The following is a 19829-nucleotide window of genomic DNA, read 5'->3' on the forward strand; positions in this document are numbered from 1 at the left end:
GCCGTTCGCCGACTATCATCCGCTCACGCGCCTCTGGCGAATCGACTGGCCTCTGACGCGCCAGCTGATCGCGATCGGCGCGCCGATCTCGTTCTCGCTGCTGCTGGAATACGGCCTGTTCTCTTCGGCCGCGCTGTTGATGGGCCTGATCTCGACCACGGCGCTTGCCGCGCACCAGATCGCGCTGCAGGTCACCGCGGTGCTGTTCATGGTTCCGCTCGGCATCGGCATGGCCGCGACCGTGCGGGTCGGCCACGCCTTTGGCCGTGACGATCCGGCCGGCGTTCGGCGCGCGGGGCTCGTCGCGGCGGTGCTCGGCATTGCGTTCGTGGCGGCCCTGACTGTCGGCATCATCCTTGGCCGCTACGAGCTGGGGCGGCTGTTCTTCGGCAGCGACGCGGCCAGCGCGCCGACGATCGAGCTGACCGCGACACTGCTGCTGGTCGGCGCCACCTTCTTCATCGCCGATGCGCTCCAGACCATCATGGGCGGCGCCCTGCGCGGCATCAATGACACCAGGATGACGCTGGCGTTCGCAGCGATTGGCTATTGGTGCGTCGGCTTTCCGATCGCCTGGATGCTCGCCTTCCACGCTGATCTCGGCGCGGTCGGGGTCTGGACCGGGCTGTCGATCGGATCATTCGTTTATGCCGGACTCCTGGTCTTGCGATTCCGGATGCTGACGCGCAAACTGGCGGGATGACAGGATCCGTTCGCGAAATCACCCCCGATGTCGATGCCGGCGCGGTGCTGGCAGGCGCGCAGTTCATCGATGCGTTTCGCGCGGAGGTCGGCACGACGCAATTGAGCGCCCGCGAGGCCTGCACAAGAATGGTGCTGCACGGGCCGCGCTGGATCGATATGCTGACGCGCTTGCGCAACATCCTGGTGACCCCCTTCGGCCTGAAAAAATCGGGTGAAGGCGCCTACGCGCCCGGCGGCCTGATCGGCCTGTTTCCCGTGGTGAGCGAGACACCGGAGCGGCTGATCGCCGGCTTCAACGACTATCATCTCGATTTCCGTATCGTGGTCGATGTCGCCGGCGAAGCGACGCTTCGCCACGTTACCGTGACCACGCTGGTGAAAACCAACAATTTGCTCGGGCGGACTTATCTCACGCTCATCACGCCGTTCCACAAGCTCGTCGCCCGCAGCATGATGGGGAGCATCGTGGAGCCCGCGCGATGACGCTGCTCCTTTGCTGTCGCTAGCTCACTCCGCGACCTTCACCGGCCCATCCGCCGCCGCCTCCGACCATTCGCCGACGACGCGGTCGAGGTCGCAGAGATTCTGGTGCATCTGCTCCAGCGAGAAGCCGAGCGCGAAGAAGCGCTCGGCGGTGTCGCTGGTGTGGCCGCGGATCAATCCATCCTGGCGCACGGCCGCCACCGCCTCGGAATAATGCTGAAGCGCGACGTGCACGGGATGGATCGGCGGCGCGCCGCTGCCTTCTCGCAGGGCTTCGGCCGCCGATTTGAGGAAGCGCAGGATCGCCGCGCTCACCTCTGCCAGGGGACCTGCGAGCCTGACCTGCACCTCGGCCGGCAGCGGCACCACGGTGGCGCGGCCGATCATGACGACGTCGTGGCGCAGCCGCAGGATCGTGCGCAGCAGGGGACCGGTATCGGGGCCGCTCGACAGCCGCGCCGAACGCTCGCGCTCGGCCTCAGCGCCGATGGTGTTCATGCCCACCATGGCGGTGCCGATGCCGTCCTGGATCCGATGCAGCGCATCATTGTCGCGGCCGCGGGTCAGGCCCGCGAGCAATTCGCCGAAGGCCTCCGCGATCAGATCGAGCAGTTTCGCTGCGCTGGGGCGAATCTGGCGCACCGCGCGCGAGGGCAGCACCAGGAAGGAGACCAGGAGGCCCGTCACCGCCCCGACCGCAACCTCGCAGACGCGGTCGATCGCCGAGGCCATGGGATCGGCATGATGCATCGACGGCAGCACCAGCACGATCACCGCCGTCACCGTCGCGGAGCTGAGATTCGGATAGATCGCGGCGAGAAAGGAAAGCGGCGCCACGGCCAGCACCAGCAAGCCCAGCAGGCCGAGCTCGCTGGAATAGGGAATCAGGATGGCGATCGCGCCGCCATAGATGGCGCCGCCGATCGTGCCGAGCATGTAGTCGCGCGTCGCCTTCAGCGAGCGGCCGACGCTCATCTGGGTCACGATGATCGACGTCAGCACGGCCCAGAGCGGCAGCATGAGATGCAGCGCGGTGGCGAGCGCATAGGCCCCGGCGGCCGCAACGGTGACCCGGACCGCCAGCCCCAATTGCGTCCTGCGCGACCAGACCCGGTCGAACAGCTGTCTTGCTGACATCATCGTCAAACGCCCCTGCGCCATCCGCTCGCGCCAACCAAAAGCATAGCTGATGCCCGCAGCCCCAAGGCTGCTTGAAAGGCCCAATCAGCCCGCCTAACTTGCCGGCCAAAACGAGGAAACACGATGGCCCACGAAACCGCAACGCTCGCTGCCTATGTCGCCAGGCTGAAATTCGCCGATATCCCGGCGGAGGTGCTGGATCGCGCCAAGGTGCTGACGCTGGACTTTCTGGGCAGCGCGATCCGGGCGCGGCGCGAGGCCGAATCCACCCCGTCGCTGCTGAAGACGCTGGAAGCGCTGTCGCTCGATGCCAGGGGCGAGGCCACCGTGTTCGGCGATTCCAAGACCTGGACCCCGGCCGTGGCGGCGCTGCTCAACGGGGCGCTCGGCCATTCCCTCGATTTCGACGATACGCATGCGGATTCCTCGCTGCATCCGAGCGCACCGGTGGTTCCGGCCGCTTTCGCCGTCGGCGAGATGGTCGGCGCTTCCGGCCGCGAGGTGCTGACGGCGATCGTCGCGGGCTATGAGGTGTGCTGCCGGCTCGGCAACGCGCTCGACCCGACCTCGCATTATGCGCGCGGCTTCCACCCGACCGCGACGGCGGGCACCTACGGCGCGGCAGCTGCGGCGGCGAAACTGTTCGGGCTGTCCGAGCAACAAATCATCGCCGCGTTCGGCGTCGCCGGCAGCCAGGCTGCGGGCTCGCTGCAATTCCTTGTCAATGGCGCCTGGAACAAGCGCTACCAGGTCGGCGCCGCCGCGATGAACGGCGTGGTCGCAGCGACCTTGGCGCGCAATGATTTCGTCGGCGCGACGGAATCGGTCGAAGGCAAGCACGGCCTGCTCGCCGGCTACACCGACGACGCGCATCCCGACAAGGCGGTCGCCGGGCTCGGCAAGACCTACGAGACCATGAAGATCGGCGTGAAGCCTTATCCGAGCTGCCGCTACACCCATGCCGCGATCGACGCGCTGATCGCGATGCGGCGCGAGCACAATCTGACGCCCGACCAGGTCAAGCACGTCCAGATCGGCCTGCATCGCAACGGCATCACGCTGACTGGTGACGCCGCCACCAAGCGGCATCCGACCTCTGTTGTCGGCGGCCAGTTCTCGATGTTCTTCACCGGCGCGCTCGCGCTCGACCAGGGCTCGTTCGGCTGGGACGATTACGCCAGGCTGGGCGATGCCGCCATCGACGCGCTCGCCGACAAGTTCGAGGTGGTGCAGGACGACCGGTTAGAGGTTGGTCGCACCCATCCTTTTGGCGCACGCGTCAGCATCACCACTGAAGACGGCGTGCACGAGCGGCTCTACGCCGATCCCTCAGGCGAGCCGAACTCATTCCCTGATGCGCAGGCGATGCAGCAGAAGTTTCTGACGCTGGCACGGCCCGTGCTGAAGGCACGGGCCGACAAATTCGCCGACGCGATCATGACGCTGGAGCGGTTCGACCGCGTCGCGACAGCGACGGAACTGGGACGGCAATAGCCGCCTAGTTCACGCCCGCCAGCTTCCCATTCTCGCGCGTGACAGCCACGACATCGCGGACGAGATCGAATACGCCGTCGGCTTGCGGCGGAAAGTTCGGCGAGCGGCCCATTCGCACGATCACGAGCTTCTCCGAGGGGATCACGATCGTGTACTGCCCGATCGTGCCCTTGGCGAAGAAGGCGTCGCGCGGCCAGCCGTGGTCGACGCGAAATCTTGCGCCAAAACTGTTGCCCTGATTGGTCCAGAACCCCGCGCCGATGCCGACCCAGGCGTTCGGCGTGGCGGACACCGAATAATTCACCCAGCCCTCCGGCAGGATGCGCTTGCCGCCGACGACGCCGTCGTCGAGATAAAGCTGGCCGAACCGGGCCCAGTCGCGCGCGGACGCCATCATCTCGCCGGAGCCCTCGATCGTGCCTGAAGCGTCGAGCTGCAGCGTGACGTCGTGCATGCCGAGCGGCGCGAACAATTCGCGGCGCGCCAAGGCGAGCGCGTCAGTGGGCTTGCCGCCGGCGGCGTTGCGGATCAGCTGCGCGAGGATGAGGAAGTTGCCGTCGTGATAATTCCACGCCGTGCCCGGCGCGGCCGCGAGCGGCGCGCGCTCGGCAAAATCAGCCATATCGTCCTCGGCATATTTCATCGTGTTGACCGGTTCGAGTACCGAGCCAAGCTTGGCCTCCAACGAGCTTCCGAGTGCGATGCCGGCGGTGTGACGCAGCAATTGATCGACGGTGATGGCATGGCGCGGATCGTCAGGATTTTGCCAGGCAGCGACGGGCGCGGGCCCGTCGAGCTTCAGCTTGCCCTGGCGCACCAGGATGCCCGTCAGCGCCGAGGTCACCGACTTCGTCATGGAGAAACCGAGCAGCTGCGTCTGCGGCCCGATCCCGTCGGCGTAGCGCTCGGCAATGACGCGGCCGGCCTTCATGACGACGATCGCGCGGGTGCGGCGATAAGGCGGCTGCGCGGGCTCGGCAAAGGCGCGGCCGAGCGCCGCTGCCAGGCCCTCGCTTTGCGGGACTACAAGTCCCGGGCCGGCGATCTCGGGCAGCAACGCGGGCTGCTGGTCGTCGGACGGCAATGCGACAGCGGTGATCCCCTGCCCGTGCTCCAGCGTGCAACCGAGCCCCTCGCGATAGACGGCGTGGCTGGGGCCGATACCGAACAGGGACACCGTGACATCCTTGCGCGCACGATCGATCTGCAAATTCATCGCCCAGGTCAGCAGACCCGCGCCCGGCATCGCGTCGGTGGTCTCGACGAGGTCGCGTTGCGGATCGAGGCCGGAGACGAAAACGTCCGAGCAGAGCGTGTGGGCGATGAAGCCGGTGGCAACCTTCGGCACGTCGCGGGCCCGCGCCGCGCCGAGCGCGAGGGCGCCACAGGCGATCGTGGTGGTAAGGAGGATGATCTTGCGGCGACGGGTCACGGGCTTTCTCCGGCTTGGGGGCGACTGCAGGAGAGCAAGCCGGGGTGGGCGATAGGCGCTCGCCGGATTTGGAAATCGGCCTCGTCGAAACTGATCGGGGCTGATTGATTTTGGAATCCTTAAGTGATTTCAAGGGTCTGAGATCTAGGCCGCGTCGGCCTTGAGACGGCGGTACTCGGTCGGCGTCACGCCGGTCACAGCCTTGAAGGCGCGGTTGAACGGGCCGAGGGACTGGAAGCCGGCGTCCATCGCGATGGTGATGACGGGAACCTCGACCTGGGTGGGATCGGCCAGCGCGGCCTTGGCCTCCTCGATGCGATGGTTGTTCAGGAACACATTGAAGTTGCGATAACCGAGCCGCTGGTTGATCAGTCGGCGCAACCGGTATTCGGGAATCTTCAGCCGGCCCGCCAGCACGCCGATGGTGATGTTCTCCTGGCGATAGATCCGCTCGTCCGCCATCAGCCGCATCAGGGCGTCGATAAGCTTTTGATCGGCGGCGTCGGCCGCTGGCTGACTGGAAGCAACAGGGATTGCGGGCGCCGCGGCGGCCGGAAACAGATCCGCCCCGTCAACGCGCATCATGGCATAGACGATCGCCGCGACGGTCAAGGTGAGCGCGCCAGCGCTGATGGTTTCGGCGACGGCGCCGACATGGTAGCCGGCAGCGGCGATCTGGAGTACCGCGTTCAGCCCGCCATAGAGCGCGATGGCGCAGACGATGAAGACGCGAGCGCTGCGGCGGCGCTCGACCAGGTCGGCCGGCCAGGAGGCGATCATCTGCCCGACCGCAAGCGCGATGAAGCCGAGCACGATCAGATTGACCACCGTGACCGAGAACCGCACATGGCCGCCGGGTGCAATCCAGACGCAGCCCGCGAAGCTGTAGGCCGCGACCGCCGCCCAGATCAAACCATGCCACCAGCGCAGGCGGAACTCGTCGTCGAACAGGGCGCGCGTGAACAACCAGAACACCACGATGGTGGCGGTCGATATTGCGATCAGCGGCGCATGCCAGAGCGGGACCCGCGACGTGACATCCAGCGAATAGCTCACCGCATGTGCGACCGAGCCCAGCACGAAGGCCGCGCCAAGGCGTGCAGCCAGCACATTGCGATAATCATGTAACAGCGACGCCGCCAGCATCAGCAGCAGCGCGACGCTGGCCGCGCGAAAGGCGAGGTCGAGGGTGGCAAGGGTCATCGGATCATGCGATCGATCGCGGTTGCGGTCGGTCGAACATCGTTCGTTGCGGCGCTTTTTTCAAGGACGATCCGCACGTCGACCGTCATCGCCCAGTTTTACAAATCGTAGGGTGGGCAGAGCGACTTGTCCGGCGTAGCTCGAAGAGCGAAGACGGAAGCGTGCCCACGGCTTCTTCTCGATTAGAGGAGGAACGTGGGCACGGCGCTGACGCGCCTTTGCCCACCCTACGGCAGATCGTCGTCGCGCACGACAGCGGAGTACGGCGCTATTGTATCTGTGACGTCTGGTTCCGGCTTTGTCGCGACGGCGATGTGAAATCCTGCTACAATCCTGCCGCCAAGAAAAGGAGCCCGTCATGAGCTGGATGCCTGATAACGATCCCGTGCTCGGCGATCCCAAAACATGCGACGCGCTCGATCTCGTCATCGTGCCGCGCACCCGCGATCTCGGCGATGGATTCGAGGTGCGGCGGGCGCTGCCGCATGGCAAGCGGCAAATGGTCGGGCCCTTCATCTTCTTCGATCATTTCGGCCCGGTGCAGTTCGTCTCCGGCAAGGGCATGGACGTGCGGCCGCATCCGCATATCGGGCTTGCCACCGTCACCTATTTGTTCGACGGGTCCATCATGCATCGCGACAGCGAAGGCAACGTGCAGGAGATCGCACCGGGTGCGATGAACCTGATGACCGCGGGGCGCGGCATCGCCCATTCCGAGCGCACGCCGGATGCGCAACGCGCCTCGGGCCAGAAGATGCTTGGCCTGCAAAGCTGGATCGCGCTGCCTGAAGGCTCCGAGGAGATCGATCCTTCGTTCCAGCATTATGCGGCGGGTGACCTGCCGATGATCTCCGAGCGCGATTTTACCGCGCGCGTGATCGCAGGCTCCGCCTTCGGCATCACCTCGCCGGTGAAAATGGTCTCGCCCTGGTTCTACACCGAGGTCACGGCCGCGGCGGGTGCGAGCGTGCCGCTCGACCCCGATCATGAGGAGCGCGCGATCTACGTCGTCGACGGCGAGGTCGAGATCGCCAATGAGCGCTACGAGGGGCCACGGCTGTTGATCTTCCGCCCCGGCGACCGCATCACCGTGAAGGCGCTCAAGGCCACGCGGATGATGTTTCTCGGCGGCGATGCACTGGAAGGCCCGCGCCACATCTGGTGGAATTTCGTCTCCTCCAGCAAGGAGCGGATCGAGCAGGCCAAGCAGGACTGGAAAACCGGCCGCTTCGCCACAGTTCCGCAGGAACATGAGTTCATTCCACTGCCGGAATAGGCTAATCCCGTTTCCGGGCGCGCCATCGGGCGCGACCGGATATCCCTTCCGAAGGCTGTGCCGATGACCACCATGCTCTCCAGCGACCTGCCCCTGACCAAGATCGGCCGCGGCAAGGTGCGCGATATCTACGCCGTCGATGACGACCGCCTGCTGCTGCTGACCACCGACCGCATCAGCGCCTTCGACGTCGTGATGGCCGAGACCATTCCGATGAAAGGCGCGGTCCTCACGCAGATCAGCGCGTACTGGTTCAGAAAGCTCGAAGGCATCGTGCCGCATCACATGATCAGCGCCGATGCCGACGAGATCGTCGCAGCCGTACCGGCGTTGAAGCCGCATCGCGCCGAGATCCTCGGCCGCGCCATGCTATGCCGCCGCACCACCGTGTTTCCGATCGAATGCGTGATCCGCGGCTATCTCTCCGGCTCGGCCTGGAAGGAGTATGCGACGAGCGGCACGCTGGCAGGGGAGAAGCTCAAGGCCGGCCTCGTCGAGAGCGAGAAGCTGGAGCCTGCGATCTTCAGTCCGGCGACCAAGGCCGAGACCGGCCATGACGAGAACATCACCATCGCCAAGATGCGCGAAGTTGTCGGCGACGAGGTCGCCTACACGCTCGAGAGCATGACGCGCGCGATCTATACGCTCGGCGAGGAGCTGGCGCGCGAGCAGGGCATCATCATCGCCGACACCAAGTTCGAGTTCGGCCGCGACAAGAACGGCCGCATCATCCTGATCGACGAAGTCATGACGCCGGACTCGTCGCGCTTCTGGGCGGTCGATGCTTACAAGCCCGGCCAGCCGCAAGCGAGCTTCGACAAGCAGCCCTTGCGCGACTATCTCGACACCGAGCGCCGCGCCGGCCGCTGGAACGGCGACGCCCCGCCGCCGCCACTGCCCGCGAGCGTGGTGGATGCAACCAGCAAGCGATATCTGGAAGCGTATCGGCGAGTGACGGGGCAAGAGCTGAAGATTTAGGCCGCGCTATTTCGTCTCGTTCCGTCATTGCGAGGAGCGCGCGACAAAATTGCGAAGCATTTTTGCGCCGATGCGACGAAGCAGTCCAGACTGAATCCGCAGAGGGATTCCGGATTGCTTCGCGGAGCCTGTCATCGGGCCGCGCTTCGCGCGGACCCGGTGGCTCGCAATGACGTGGAGGAGCCGGGGGGCTACACCCCCGCCATCATCACGTATTTGATCTCGACATATTCTTCCATGCCGTGATGCGAGCCTTCGCGGCCGAGGCCGCTTTCCTTGACGCCGCCGAACGGCGCGACCTCTGTCGTGATCAGGCCGGTGTTGACGCCGACCATGCCCGACTCCAGCGCCTCGGCAACGCGCCAGACGCGGCCGATGTCGCGGGAGTAGAAATAGGAGGCAAGACCGAACGGCGAGGCGTTGCACATCGCGATCACATCGGCCTCGTCCTTGAAGCGGATGACAGGCGCGAGCGGGCCGAAGGTTTCCTCCTGGGAGACCAGCGAGTCCGGCTTCACGTCGGCGAGCACGGTCGGCTCGAAGAAGGAACGCCCGAGCTCGCTGCGCTTGCCGCCGGTCACCACCTTGGCGCCGCGCTTGACGGCGTCCGCGATGTGCCGCTCGACCTTGTCGACCGCCTTCATGTTGATGAGCGGGCCCTGCGTCACGCCGCTTTCCGTGCCGTCGCCGATCTTCATCGCCGCGACCTTCGCCGACAGCTTCTTGACGAACTCGTCGTAGATCTTGTCCTGGGCATAGAGGCGGTTGGCGCAGACACAGGTCTGGCCCATGTTGCGGTATTTCGAGACGATCGCACCTTCGACCGCCGCGTCGATATCGGCATCGTCGAACACCACGAATGGCGCATTGCCGCCGAGCTCGAGGCCGAGCCGCTTCACGCCGACCGAGGCCTGCTGGTAGAGAATCTTGCCGACCGCGGTCGAGCCGGTGAAGCCGACGAAGCGCACCGCCGGATGCTGGCACAGCACCTTGCCGATCGGCGGCGCATCACCGGTGATGATGTTGAGCACGCCCTTGGGAATGCCGGCCTTTTCGGCGAGCACCGCCAGCGCCAGCGCCGACAGCGGCGTCTCGTTGGCGGGCTTCAGCACCACGGTGCAGCCCGCGGCCAGCGCCGGCGAGACCTTGCGCGTGATCATGGAGTTCGGGAAATTCCACGGCGTGATGGCGCCGCAGACGCCGATCGGCTGCTTGATCGCGAGCAGCCGCGCATCGGGCCGCTGCGTCGGGATGGTCTCGCCATAGACGCGGCGGGCTTCCTCCGCGAAGAACTCGATATAGGCGGCCCCGATATCGACCTCGCCGAGCGCTTCCGACAGCGGCTTGCCTTGCTCGGAGGTCAGGATCAGCGCGAGATCCTCGCGATTGGCGGTGATCAGCTCGAACCATTTGCGCAAAATGTTGGAGCGCTGCTTGGCGGTGTGCTTGGCCCAGGCCGGAAATGCGCGCTGGGCGGCTTCGACGGCCTTGGTGGTGTCGTCGGCCCCAAGCTGCGGGACTTTTGCGATTTCGACCCCGGTTGCGGGATTGTTCACGGCGAACACCGGCGTGCCGACCCAGGCGCCGTCGATGTAGCAGGCCTCCTTCAGCAGCGAGGGGTCCTTCAACCGGTCACGCAGGTTGGCGGTGGCGTGCTGGGCGCGTGCAGCGGCGGTCGGGGTCATGGCGTTACTCCTGGGGTCATCGATTGGCCCGGAATATAAGGAGAGACGGCGCGCGATGCACCGCCCTGCAACGCACATCTGCTTGGAGTTATCGTAACAGCGCAGTCTCTTCACCTCTCCCGGACGGGGAGAGGTGTGGGACCGCCATTGCTGAGATGATCAGGCTGCGCCGCTCATATAGGTCTCGCGGCGGCCGATCATGCGTTCGGCCGCGGCCTTGGCGCTGGCCTTCGAGGAGGTCGCACACGTCCGGTATTCGAGATCGGGCGCGTCGGAGGTATCGCGGCGGCCGAACCAGGACTTTGAGCCGACCGGCAGCAGCGCCAATGCCTGGGCCAGATTGTCGACTGCGCCGAACGAATAGAGCGCGCCTGATCCGGCAATGCGCACCTCGTAAATGCCAGGCGAGATCGGCGCTTCCAGATTTTCGCCCCGTCCGGGACGGGGATAGCGCTTCCATTCGCTCCAGGTCGAAATCATCTGATGCCCCCTCGCGGCCGGTGGGCCGCCAAATTTGCTTCAAGTCTTAACGTCGGCCGCTGATCGGGCCGCGAGCTGAACGCCGCAACGCACAAAATGTTTCAGGTGTTTCAAACACCGGAAAACATATGCCCGGGCCTATCCAAGGTCACGGCCAGTTGCGGCCATCCACCGCAGATTGTGAAGACGTGTTGCAAATCAGTCCTCCCGCGCGGAGCACAGAGCGTCAAATCACGACATCGCGACTGCAGGATGCATATCGCCATGCTTGCCGCACGCGACCCGCGGGAGGACAATCCGACCACTTCCAACAATCATCAAACCGGAGGAAACGCTGATGCAAAGCAAAGCCCAGATCGACGAGATTCTGCGCAAGACAAGCGATGCCAAGGAGATTCCCGGCGTTGTTGCGATCGCCGCCAGTGGCAGCGACATTCTGTATCAGGGCGCGTTCGGCAAGCGCGACCTGTCCAAGCCCGATGCGATGACTGGTGATAGCGTCTTCTGGATCGCCTCGATGACGAAGGCGGTGACAGCAGCGGGCGCGATGCAGCTGGTCGAGCAGGGCAAGCTGTCGCTCGATGCGCCGATCGGATCGGTGCTGCCCGACCTCGCCAATCCGCAAGTGCTGGACGGCTTTGATGCCAAGGGCGAGCCGAAACTGCGACCGGCGAAAAGCGCGATCACGCTGCGCCAGCTCATGACCCACACGGCGGGCTTCTGCTACGACATGTGGAACGGCGAATTCGCGCGCTACATGGAGAAAACAGGCACGCCCGGAATCATCACCTGCCAGAACGCGGCACTGAAGACGCCTGTGGTGTCCGACCCCGGCACGCGCTGGGAATACGGCACCAATATCGATTTCGTCGGCAAGGCCGTGGAAGCCGTCAGCGGCAAGCGGCTCGATGCCTACTTGCACGACAATCTGTTCGCGCCGCTCGGCATGAGCGACACCGGCTTCAAGATCAGCGACGACATGCGCAAGCGCCTCGTCGGCATGCATGCCCGCGGCGAGGATGGCGCGCTTGCCGCGATGCCGTTCGAGCTCGAGCAGACCCCGGAATTCCACATGGGTGGCGGCGGCCTCTATTCGACCGCGGGCGACTACATCAAATTTACGCAGATGATTCTGAACAAGGGCCGCGGCAACGGCAACCAGGTGCTGAAGCCAGAGACGGTCGCCATGATGGGACAAAACCAGATGGGCGATCTCAACATGACCAAGATGACGACGGCAGCGCCTGTTTACACCAACGACGTCGATCTCTATCCGGATCAGGTGAAGAAGTGGGGCCTCAGCTTCATGATCAACACCGCCAGGACCGCGGAGGGGCGCAGCGCCGGCAGCCTCGCCTGGGCGGGCCTCGCCAACACCTATTTCTGGATCGACCCGGCGCGCGATGTCACCGGCGTGATCCTGATGCAGCTGCTGCCATTTGCCGATGCGAAATGCCTGCAGGCCTTCGCGGGCTTCGAGCGTGGCGTCTATGCCGGGCTCGACGCGGGCAGCGGGCAAAAGGCGGCGTGAGGGACTGCGGCTCTCACGCTACGCGTCATGGCCGGGCCTGTCCCGGCCATCCACGCCTCACCGCGTCGCACGAAGAACGTGGATGCCCGGGACAAGCCCGGGCATGACGACTGAGTGGTTGGCGACGACCTGCCTCAACATCGTCATTGCGAGCGGAGCGAAGCAATCCATTCTGCCGCGGCGGACAGTCTCTGGATTGCTTCGCTTCGCTCGCAATGACGGGGGGAGAGAGAGCGCTAAACCGTCAGCCCGCGCTGCTGGGCCAGCTCCCTCAGCGACACCTGCGGGCGCGCGCCGATGTGCTGGATGACTTCGGCGGCGGCAAGCGCGCCGAGCTCGCCGCATTGCTTGTGCGAGAGGTCGCGCGAGAGGCCGTAGAGGAAGCCCGCCGCGAACAGATCGCCGGCGCCGGTGGTGTCGACCAGCTGCGTGATCGGCGAGGCTGGTGCTGCGACCGCATCGGTCGGCGTCACCACGACGCAGCCCTTCTCGCTGCGGGTGACCACGCCGAGCTTGACGTCGCTGCGCAGCTGCCTGAGCGCGGTGTCGAAATCGGAGGTCTCGTAGAGCGAGTGCAGCTCCGACTCGTTGGCGAACACGATGTCGGCGGTGCCGCCCCGCATCAACTCGAGAAACTCGTCGCGGTAGCGGCCGACGCAGAAGGAATCCGACAGGGTCAGCGCCACCTTGCGGCCGGCCTCGTGGGCGATCCTGGAGGCCTTCAGGAAGGCTTCCTTGGCGCCCGGCGGATCCCAGAGATAACCTTCGAGATAGACAATCTTGGCAGCGGCGATCTCGGCCGGATCGATATCGGCCGGCGACAGATCCTGCGCCGCGCCGAGATAGGTGTTCATGGTGCGCTCGCCATCACCCGTCACCAGGATGTAGGAGCAGCCGGTGGCGGGACCGTCCTTCGCGGGCGGTGTATTGAACGCGACCCCGGCGGCGCGGATGTCGTGGACATAGAGCTTGCCGATCTGGTCGTCCTTGACCTTGCCGACATAAGCAGCGCGCGCGCCCAGGCTGCCAATGCCGACAATGGTGTTGGCGGCAGATCCCCCCGAGACTTCCGTCGCCGGCCCCATGTCATTGTAGATGGCCGCGGCCCGCGCCTCGTCGATCAGCGACATGCTGCCCTTGGTCATCCCGTGCTTGACCAAAAAGGCCTCATCGGTCCGGACCAGCACGTCGAACAGCGCATTGCCGATGCCGAGAACGTCATATTTCACGTCAGCCATTCACTTTGATCCTGTTTGCCGGATTGCGAACCCCGAGGAAATCCGCTTCCTGTCGAGCTGAAATCTGGCTCGCGGCCTATCACGACCGGCCCTTCGCGGGCAAGCAACGGTATTATAACGGCTCCGATGATCCGCTCCTTCCTGACTGTCTCCACCGGAACACTGGCCTCGCGCCTGCTGGGCTTTGCCCGCGATTCCCTGATCGCGGCGCTGCTCGGCACCGGCACTGTCGCGGATGCGTTTCTGGCCGCCTTCCAGCTCGTCAACGTGGTGCGGCGGCTGCTCAGCGAGGGGGCGCTGAATGCAGCCCTGATCCCGGCCTGGCTGCGCGTCCGTGAGCGCGATGGCGAACACGCCGCCTCCGCCTTCGCGGGGCGCGTGCTTGGCACGGTCAGCGCATCCCTGATCGTGATCTCGATCGGGATTGCGCTTCTGATGCCGCTGATCATCATGATCATCGCGCCCGGCTTCGTCGGCAGCCCCACGCTCGATCTCGCCGTCCAGAACGCGCGGCTGATGCTGCCTTATCTCGCCTTTGCCGGCCCGGTGACGGTGCTGATGGGCCTATTGAACGCGCAGGGGCGATTTGCGCTCACGGCGTTCTCGCCGCTGCTGTTCAACATCGCGCTGATTGCCGCCATCGCCGCGCTGCTGCTGTGGCATGCCGATGCCGCTCGCTCTGCATGGATGCTGGCGGCGACCGTTGGCATTGCCGGCCTGCTGCAACTGGTGATGCTGGGCTCGCAGCGAAGCGCGCGCCTGGCGACGCCGTTGCGCGCAAGCTTCGACAAGGAGATCCGCGGGTTTTTCGCCAAGGCCATTCCCGGCATGATCGCAAGCTCGGGTCCGCAATGGCTGATGGTGGCGGGCGCGATCATCGCCTCCGCGATCCCATCGGCCGTGTCCTGGCTCTATTTCGCCAACCGCCTGATCGAGCTGCCGCTCGGCATTGTCGGCGTCGCCATGGGTACGGTGCTGGTGCCGGAATTGACTCGCGCGGTCGCTAGCTGCGACCGCGACGCCGTGGCGCATGCCGAATCGCGCGCGCTGGAACTGGCGAGCGGGCTCGCGCTGCCGGCCACGCTGGGCCTTGCCGTGCTGGCGGAGCCGATCGTGCGGCTGCTGTTCGAACATGGCGCCTTCGGCAGTGAGGACAGCGCGGCGACCGCGCATGCGCTGATATGGCTGGCGCTGGGCCTGCCCGCGCATGTGCTGATCAAGGCGCTGTCGCCGGCCTTTTTTGCCCGCGGCGACACGATGACGCCGCTGCTCGCAACGGCCAAAGGCCTTGTGGTCGCGATCGCCCTCGCCGTGCTGCTCGGGCATTTCTTCGGCGCAAGTGGCATTGCCGCAAGTATCGCCGCTGGAGCCTGGAGCAGCGCAGCCTCCTTGCTGCGAAAAGGCACTAGCGAATTCGGCTTCTCGCTTGACGTCGCCGCCCGCAAGCGGCTGCCGCGGATCGTGCTTGCCGCTGCTGCCATGGGTGCCCTGCTCTGGCTGACCAGGGATCTGATGCCATCAGAGGCCCATGGCCTGGTTCGCGTCCTGGTGCTGGGCCTTCAGATCGCGGCCGGGATCGCCGTCTACGGCCTGCTCCTGCAAATCCTCGGCGCGGCCTCCTGGCGCGAGGCGGCTGCCGCACTGAGGCGGCCCGCTTAGCGAATTGCCCTTGACGGGGCAGCCTCGCTGTTGGAAACGACGGCCAAATATCTATGGGAAGCTGACCATGCCATTCGTTGAACGGGTCTTTTCAGGCGTCCAGCCGACGGGCAATCTGCACCTCGGCAACTACCTCGGCGCGATCGTCAACTTCGTGAAGATGCAGCAGACCCACAACTGCATCTATTGCGTCGTCGACATGCACGCGATCACGCAAGGCCTGGACGTCTGGGGCGGACCGGTCGAGCTCGCGCGCAACACCCGCGAGGTGACCGCGGCGTTCATCGCCGCCGGCATCGATCCGAACAAGCACATCGTGTTCAACCAGAGCCAGGTCTCCGGCCACGCCGAGCTCGCCTGGATCTTCAACTGTGTCGCGCGCATGGGCTGGCTCGGCCGCATGACCCAGTTCAAGGAGAAGGCCGGCAAGGACCGCGAGAACGCCTCGGTCGGGCTGTTCGACTATCCCGTGCTGATGGCCGCCGACATCCTGCTCTACCGCGCCACCCATGTACCCGTCGGCGAGGACCAGAAGCAGCATCTCGAGCTCTCGCGCGACATCGCGCAGAAGTTCAACAACGATTTCGGCGACTCGATCCGCGCGCAAGGCACGAATGACGGCCTGTTCTTCCCGCTGCCGGAACCCTTGATCACGGGGCCGGCGACGCGCGTGATGAGCTTGCGCGACGGCACCAAGAAGATGTCGAAGTCGGATGCGTCGGACAATTCGCGCATCAACCTGACCGACGACGCCGACACCATCGCGCAGAAGATCCGCAAGGCGAAGACCGACCCGGAGCCGTTGCCGAGCGAAGAGAAAGGCCTGGAAGCGCGCCCCGAGGCCGACAATCTGGTCGGCATTTTCGCCGCCCTCTCCGACCGCTCCAAGGCCGACGTGCTCCGCGAGTTCGGCGGCGGCCAGTTCTCCAGCTTCAAGAACGCGCTGGCCGAGCTGTGCGTCAGCAAGCTCGCACCGATCGCCGGCGAGATGAAGCGCCTGGTTGCGGACCCCGGCCACATCGACACCATCCTGAACGAGGGTTCCGACCGGGCCCGCGCCATCGCCGAGGAGACCATGAAGCTCTCCAAGGACATCGTCGGCTTCATCCGCCGGCGGTGATTGCTTATCGTCACAATCATTCCGGGACGCCCGTAGGGCGAACCCGGAATGACTGAACCAGAAGCGCGCGAGCACGGCAAATAGGGTCCTAACTTGCTGATTTATCTGCAAAACGGTCTTGATCGTGCGTTCTCCGTCGCCATCTGCTAGGGAAGAGGCCACGCGCCGGCCTTGAACCGGCGACGTCTGGAGAAACCCATGTTCATTCAAACCGAAGCCACCCCCAATCCCGCCACGCTGAAGTTCATCCCCGGCCGCGTCGTGTCCGACGGCAGCCCGATGGAATTTTCGAGCCGCGAAGCCGCAACCCGTTCGCCGCTCGCGGAAAAGCTGTTCGACGTGCCCGGCGTCACCGGCGTGTTCTACGGATCGGACTTCATCACCGTCACCAAGGCGGACGGTGAATGGCAGCAGCTCAAGCCCGCGATCCTCGGCGCCATCATGGAGCACTACATGTCCGGCGCGCCGCTGCTCGCCGGCGGCGAAGCGCAGGGCGATATCGATCTCGACGACGAGGACGAATTCTTCGACGAATCCGATGCCGAGACGGTCGACATGATCAAGGACCTGATCGAGACGCGGGTGCGGCCGGCGGTCGCCAATGACGGCGGCGACATCACCTTCCGCGGCTTCAAGGACGGGATCGTCTATCTCAACATGAAGGGCGCCTGCTCCGGCTGCCCCTCATCGACCGCGACGCTGCAGCACGGCATTCAGAATTTGCTCAAGCATTTCGTGCCCGACGTGGTTGAAGTCCGGCCGATGTGACGACGAAGTCGTCATTCCGGGATGGTGCGTTAGCACCAGACCCGGAATCTCGAGATTCCGGGTTCGGTCCTACGGACCGCCCCGGAATGACGGTTCTTGTAACCGGTGCGCGAATGGTGAGCAGCGAATGGAACCTTTATCGGCTAGACCATTCGCTATTCGCCATCAGCCATTCGCTTTTTCATGCTGATCCTTGCCATCGATACCGCGCTGGAGGCGTGCGCGGCCGCAGTGCTCGATACCGACGCCGGCGAGCTCCTTGCGCAGGAGCAGATGCTGATGAAGCGCGGTCACGCCGAGGCGCTGATGCCGATGATCGCGCGCGTCATGCAATCGGCGGACCTTGCTTTCACTGCACTCGACCGCATCGCTGTGACCGTCGGTCCCGGCAGCTTCACCGGCTTGCGCGTCGGCATTTCGGCGGCACGCGGTCTTGCGCTTGCAGCCAAGCGACCGGCGGTTGGGCTGACGACCTTGTCGGCCTATGCGGCCCCCATCATTGGCCGGAGCGGTTCGGTGCCGGTGATCTCGGCGATCGATGCGCGGCATGACCACGTCTATTTCCAGATCGTCGGCGGCGACGGCAGCCAGCTGGTGCAGCCAGGCATCGCCCCCATCGATGAGGCGATCGCAGCGGCGCGATTCGGCGCGCCACACCTGGTCGGCAACGCCGCGAAGATCATCGCCGAGCGCTGGCCCAAGGATGCGCCACAACCTGTGTCCGTCGACGTGCAGCCCGCACCCGACATCGGCTGGGTCGCGTGGCTCGGTGCCGCGGCCAATCCCGACACGACGCCGGCGCGGCCGTTTTATCTGAAGGCGCCCGACGCAAAGCCGGCCGCATTGCCGCCGCTCGCTCCAGCCGCAAGCTCATGATGAGATGGTTTTCGGACTGGTGGCGCGGCGGCACGGCCGCCGTCGAGCCGGCAGCAGCGCGCGACGCGGCACGGCTGGCGCAATTGCACGGCGCGTCCTTTGCGCATGGCTGGGGCGAGAGCGAATTCGAGGCCATGCTCAGCGAGCGCAACACGCTGGTGCACCGCTTGCGCGTGGGGCGCAAAATCGTCGGCTTTGCGGTGTCGCGGATCGGCGCGGACGAAGCCGAAATCCTCTCGGTCGCGATCGACCAGGCCCACCGCGGCCGCGGCCTCTCCCGCACGCTGCTGATGACCCATCTCGGTCACCTTGCGGGACGCGGCGTGCGAACGATCTTTCTGGAGGTCGAGGAGAACAACCAGCCCGCACGACGCCTCTATGAGAGGGCCGGATTCGTGGTGGTCGGGCGCCGCGAACGCTACTATAAGCAGCCGAACGGGGAACAATTGAACGCGCTTCTGATGCGGCGTGACTTGTCGTAACATTGATGGCAGAAAGCGCCCCCGCAGGCGGACACACCATGACCGGACTTAAACCTTCTTCGGCATCCAAGGCGACCGGCATCGAGGCGCGCTGTGCCGCCACCGGCATGCGCATGACCGAGCAGCGCCGCGTGATCGCGCGCGTGCTTGCGGAAGCGGTCGATCACCCCGACGTCGAGGAATTGTACCGGCGCTGTGTCGCCGTCGACGACAAGATCTCGATCTCGACCGTCTATCGCACCGTCAAGCTGTTCGAGGACGCCGGCATCATCGAACGCCACGATTTTCGCGAGGGCCGCGCGCGCTACGAGACGATGCGCGACAGCCATCACGACCACCTCATCAACCTGCGCGACGGCAAGGTGATCGAGTTCACCTCGGAAGAGATCGAGAAACTGCAGGCGGAGATCGCCCGCAAGCTCGGCTACAAGCTGGTCGATCACAGGCTCGAGCTCTATTGCGTCCCGCTCGACGACGACAAGCCGACGTCTTGAGTCTCGTGCCCATCGACCTCATCATCTTCGATTGCGACGGCGTGCTCGTGGACAGCGAGCTGATTTCCTGTCGCGCGCATGCCGATGTGCTCACGCGGCACGGCTATCCGATCACCTCGGCACAGGTGTCCGAGCGTTTCCTCGGCCGTTCGACCAAACAGGCCAATCTCGAGATCGAAAGCGAGCTCGGCCGCAGGCTGCCCGAGGCCTATCACGGCGATCTCCAGGACGAGCTGTTCCGCGCGTTCGAAGCCGACCTCGAGGCGATCCGCGGCATCCACGACGTGCTCGATGTCGTGACGCAACGCGTCTGCGTGGCCTCGAGCGGCTCGCATCCGCGCATGCAGGTGAGCCTCGGAAGCACGGGGCTCTATGAACGCCTCGCGCCGAATATCTTCTCGTCCTCCCAAGTGACGAACGGCAAGCCGGCGCCGGACCTGTTCCTGTTCGCAGCCAGCCAGATGGGCGTGCCGCCCGAGCGCTGCGTCGTGATCGAGGACAGCCTGGCTGGCATTGCCGGCGCGCGGGCGGCCGGGATGAAGGTGTTCGGCTTTTACGGGGGCAGCCATTGCGACGACCGCCATGCCGAGACCCTGCGCCAGGCCGGCGCCGACCTGACCTTCGGCGATATGCATGAATTGCCGGACCTGATCCGGCGCGTCGCCGCGGACGCCCTGACGGGCTGATTTCGGCCGATTGCCGTCATTCCGGGGCACGCGCAACGCGCGTGAACCCGGAATCCAGAGGTTTTCGCGCGGGATTCCGGGTCGCGCTGGCGCGCCCCC

The 19829-nt window shown here is 65.3% G+C and carries 19 protein-coding genes; 13 read left to right on the forward strand and 6 right to left on the reverse strand.

The genetic code is table 11. The features are described 5' to 3' along the window. Together AOQ71_RS47715 and AOQ71_RS12925 are read left to right on the forward strand one after the other, a co-directional pair. Positions 1 to 703: MATE family efflux transporter (locus tag AOQ71_RS47715; protein ID WP_245316865.1), on the forward strand; the 703-nt coding region annotated here is incomplete at its 5' end. Next, positions 700 to 1188, forward strand: a complete 489-nt coding sequence (locus AOQ71_RS12925) for a DUF2867 domain-containing protein (protein ID WP_057746912.1) — start codon at positions 700 to 702, stop codon at positions 1186 to 1188. The genes AOQ71_RS47715 and AOQ71_RS12925, both read left to right, overlap by 4 nt. A gap of 24 nt (positions 1189 to 1212) precedes the next feature. Here the strand turns inward: AOQ71_RS12925 and AOQ71_RS12930 are convergent, their stop codons facing one another. Then, the gene (locus AOQ71_RS12930; RefSeq protein WP_057746979.1) at positions 1213 to 2328 is read right to left on the reverse strand and encodes an FUSC family protein; all 1116 of its coding nucleotides are present in this window, start codon (positions 2326 to 2328) and stop codon (positions 1213 to 1215) included. Positions 2329 to 2451: 123 nt separating this feature from the next. On the opposite strand from AOQ71_RS12930, the gene AOQ71_RS12935 reads away from it, so the two are divergent. Beyond that, the gene (locus tag AOQ71_RS12935; protein ID WP_057746914.1) at positions 2452 to 3822 is read left to right on the forward strand and encodes an MmgE/PrpD family protein; all 1371 of its coding nucleotides are present in this window, start codon (positions 2452 to 2454) and stop codon (positions 3820 to 3822) included. A 4-nt stretch (positions 3823 to 3826) separates the two neighbouring features. Here AOQ71_RS12935 and AOQ71_RS12940 read toward each other — a convergent pair whose 3' ends face one another. Beyond that, entirely contained in the window at positions 3827 to 5254 is a 1428-nt protein-coding gene (locus tag AOQ71_RS12940; protein WP_057746916.1) for a serine hydrolase domain-containing protein, read from the reverse strand. A 144-nt stretch (positions 5255 to 5398) separates the two neighbouring features. Beyond that, positions 5399 to 6457: an AraC family transcriptional regulator gene (locus AOQ71_RS12945; protein WP_057746919.1), complete on the reverse strand. Its 1059-nt coding sequence runs from the start codon at positions 6455 to 6457 to the stop codon at positions 5399 to 5401. Between the two features lie 358 nt (positions 6458 to 6815). On the opposite strand from AOQ71_RS12945, the gene AOQ71_RS12950 reads away from it, so the two are divergent. Beyond that, complete coding sequence (locus tag AOQ71_RS12950; RefSeq protein ID WP_057746920.1) at positions 6816 to 7733, forward strand: pirin family protein; 918 nt, start codon at positions 6816 to 6818, stop codon at positions 7731 to 7733. A gap of 63 nt (positions 7734 to 7796) precedes the next feature. Next, positions 7797 to 8711 (forward strand): phosphoribosylaminoimidazolesuccinocarboxamide synthase, encoded by a 915-nt coding sequence (locus tag AOQ71_RS12955; RefSeq protein WP_057746922.1) that lies wholly within the window; start codon positions 7797 to 7799, stop codon positions 8709 to 8711. A gap of 191 nt (positions 8712 to 8902) precedes the next feature. On the opposite strand, the gene AOQ71_RS12960 is transcribed toward AOQ71_RS12955, so the two are convergent. Both AOQ71_RS12960 and AOQ71_RS12965 read right to left on the reverse strand, forming a co-directional pair. After that, positions 8903 to 10396 (reverse strand): NAD-dependent succinate-semialdehyde dehydrogenase, encoded by a 1494-nt coding sequence (locus AOQ71_RS12960; protein ID WP_057746924.1) that lies wholly within the window; start codon positions 10394 to 10396, stop codon positions 8903 to 8905. A gap of 159 nt (positions 10397 to 10555) precedes the next feature. Next, a complete protein-coding gene (locus AOQ71_RS12965) occupies positions 10556 to 10876 on the reverse strand; it encodes a hypothetical protein (protein WP_057746926.1) in 321 nt (106 codons plus the stop codon). Positions 10877 to 11213: 337 nt separating this feature from the next. Here AOQ71_RS12965 and AOQ71_RS12970 point away from each other — a divergent pair, with 337 nt between their 5' ends. Continuing rightward, the gene (locus tag AOQ71_RS12970; protein ID WP_057746927.1) at positions 11214 to 12407 is read left to right on the forward strand and encodes a serine hydrolase domain-containing protein; all 1194 of its coding nucleotides are present in this window, start codon (positions 11214 to 11216) and stop codon (positions 12405 to 12407) included. Positions 12408 to 12643: 236 nt separating this feature from the next. Here the strand turns inward: AOQ71_RS12970 and AOQ71_RS12975 are convergent, their stop codons facing one another. Beyond that, on the reverse strand, positions 12644 to 13645 hold the full coding sequence (locus AOQ71_RS12975) for an adenosine kinase (protein ID WP_057746929.1): 1002 nt from the start codon (positions 13643 to 13645) through the stop codon (positions 12644 to 12646). A 126-nt stretch (positions 13646 to 13771) separates the two neighbouring features. On the opposite strand from AOQ71_RS12975, the gene murJ reads away from it, so the two are divergent. The 7 genes from murJ to AOQ71_RS13010 all read left to right on the forward strand — a co-directional run bounded on the left by murJ (position 13772) and on the right by AOQ71_RS13010 (position 19730). Then, positions 13772 to 15304 (forward strand): murein biosynthesis integral membrane protein MurJ, encoded by a 1533-nt coding sequence (murJ, locus tag AOQ71_RS12980; protein ID WP_057746931.1) that lies wholly within the window; start codon positions 13772 to 13774, stop codon positions 15302 to 15304. Between the two features lie 67 nt (positions 15305 to 15371). Next, a complete protein-coding gene (trpS, locus tag AOQ71_RS12985) occupies positions 15372 to 16424 on the forward strand; it encodes a tryptophan--tRNA ligase (RefSeq protein ID WP_057746933.1) in 1053 nt (350 codons plus the stop codon). A gap of 198 nt (positions 16425 to 16622) precedes the next feature. Continuing rightward, positions 16623 to 17192 (forward strand): NifU family protein, encoded by a 570-nt coding sequence (locus tag AOQ71_RS12990; RefSeq protein ID WP_057746935.1) that lies wholly within the window; start codon positions 16623 to 16625, stop codon positions 17190 to 17192. 183 nt (positions 17193 to 17375) lie between these two features. Then, complete coding sequence (tsaB, locus tag AOQ71_RS12995) at positions 17376 to 18068, forward strand: tRNA (adenosine(37)-N6)-threonylcarbamoyltransferase complex dimerization subunit type 1 TsaB (RefSeq protein ID WP_057746937.1); 693 nt, start codon at positions 17376 to 17378, stop codon at positions 18066 to 18068. Further along, the gene (gene rimI / locus AOQ71_RS13000) at positions 18065 to 18550 is read left to right on the forward strand and encodes a ribosomal protein S18-alanine N-acetyltransferase (protein ID WP_057746939.1); all 486 of its coding nucleotides are present in this window, start codon (positions 18065 to 18067) and stop codon (positions 18548 to 18550) included. Before tsaB ends, rimI begins: the two co-directional genes overlap by 4 nt. Positions 18551 to 18588: 38 nt before the next feature. Further along, positions 18589 to 19044, forward strand: a complete 456-nt coding sequence (locus AOQ71_RS13005) for a Fur family transcriptional regulator (protein ID WP_057746941.1) — start codon at positions 18589 to 18591, stop codon at positions 19042 to 19044. Between the two features lie 5 nt (positions 19045 to 19049). Then, positions 19050 to 19730 carry an HAD family hydrolase gene (locus AOQ71_RS13010; protein ID WP_057746981.1) on the forward strand — a complete coding sequence of 227 codons (681 nt, stop codon included), beginning with the start codon at positions 19050 to 19052 and terminating at the stop codon, positions 19728 to 19730. Positions 19731 to 19829: the final 99 nt, after the last annotated feature.

This window comes from Bradyrhizobium manausense (assembly GCF_001440035.1).
Classification (GTDB): Bacteria; Pseudomonadota; Alphaproteobacteria; order Rhizobiales; family Xanthobacteraceae; genus Bradyrhizobium; species Bradyrhizobium manausense.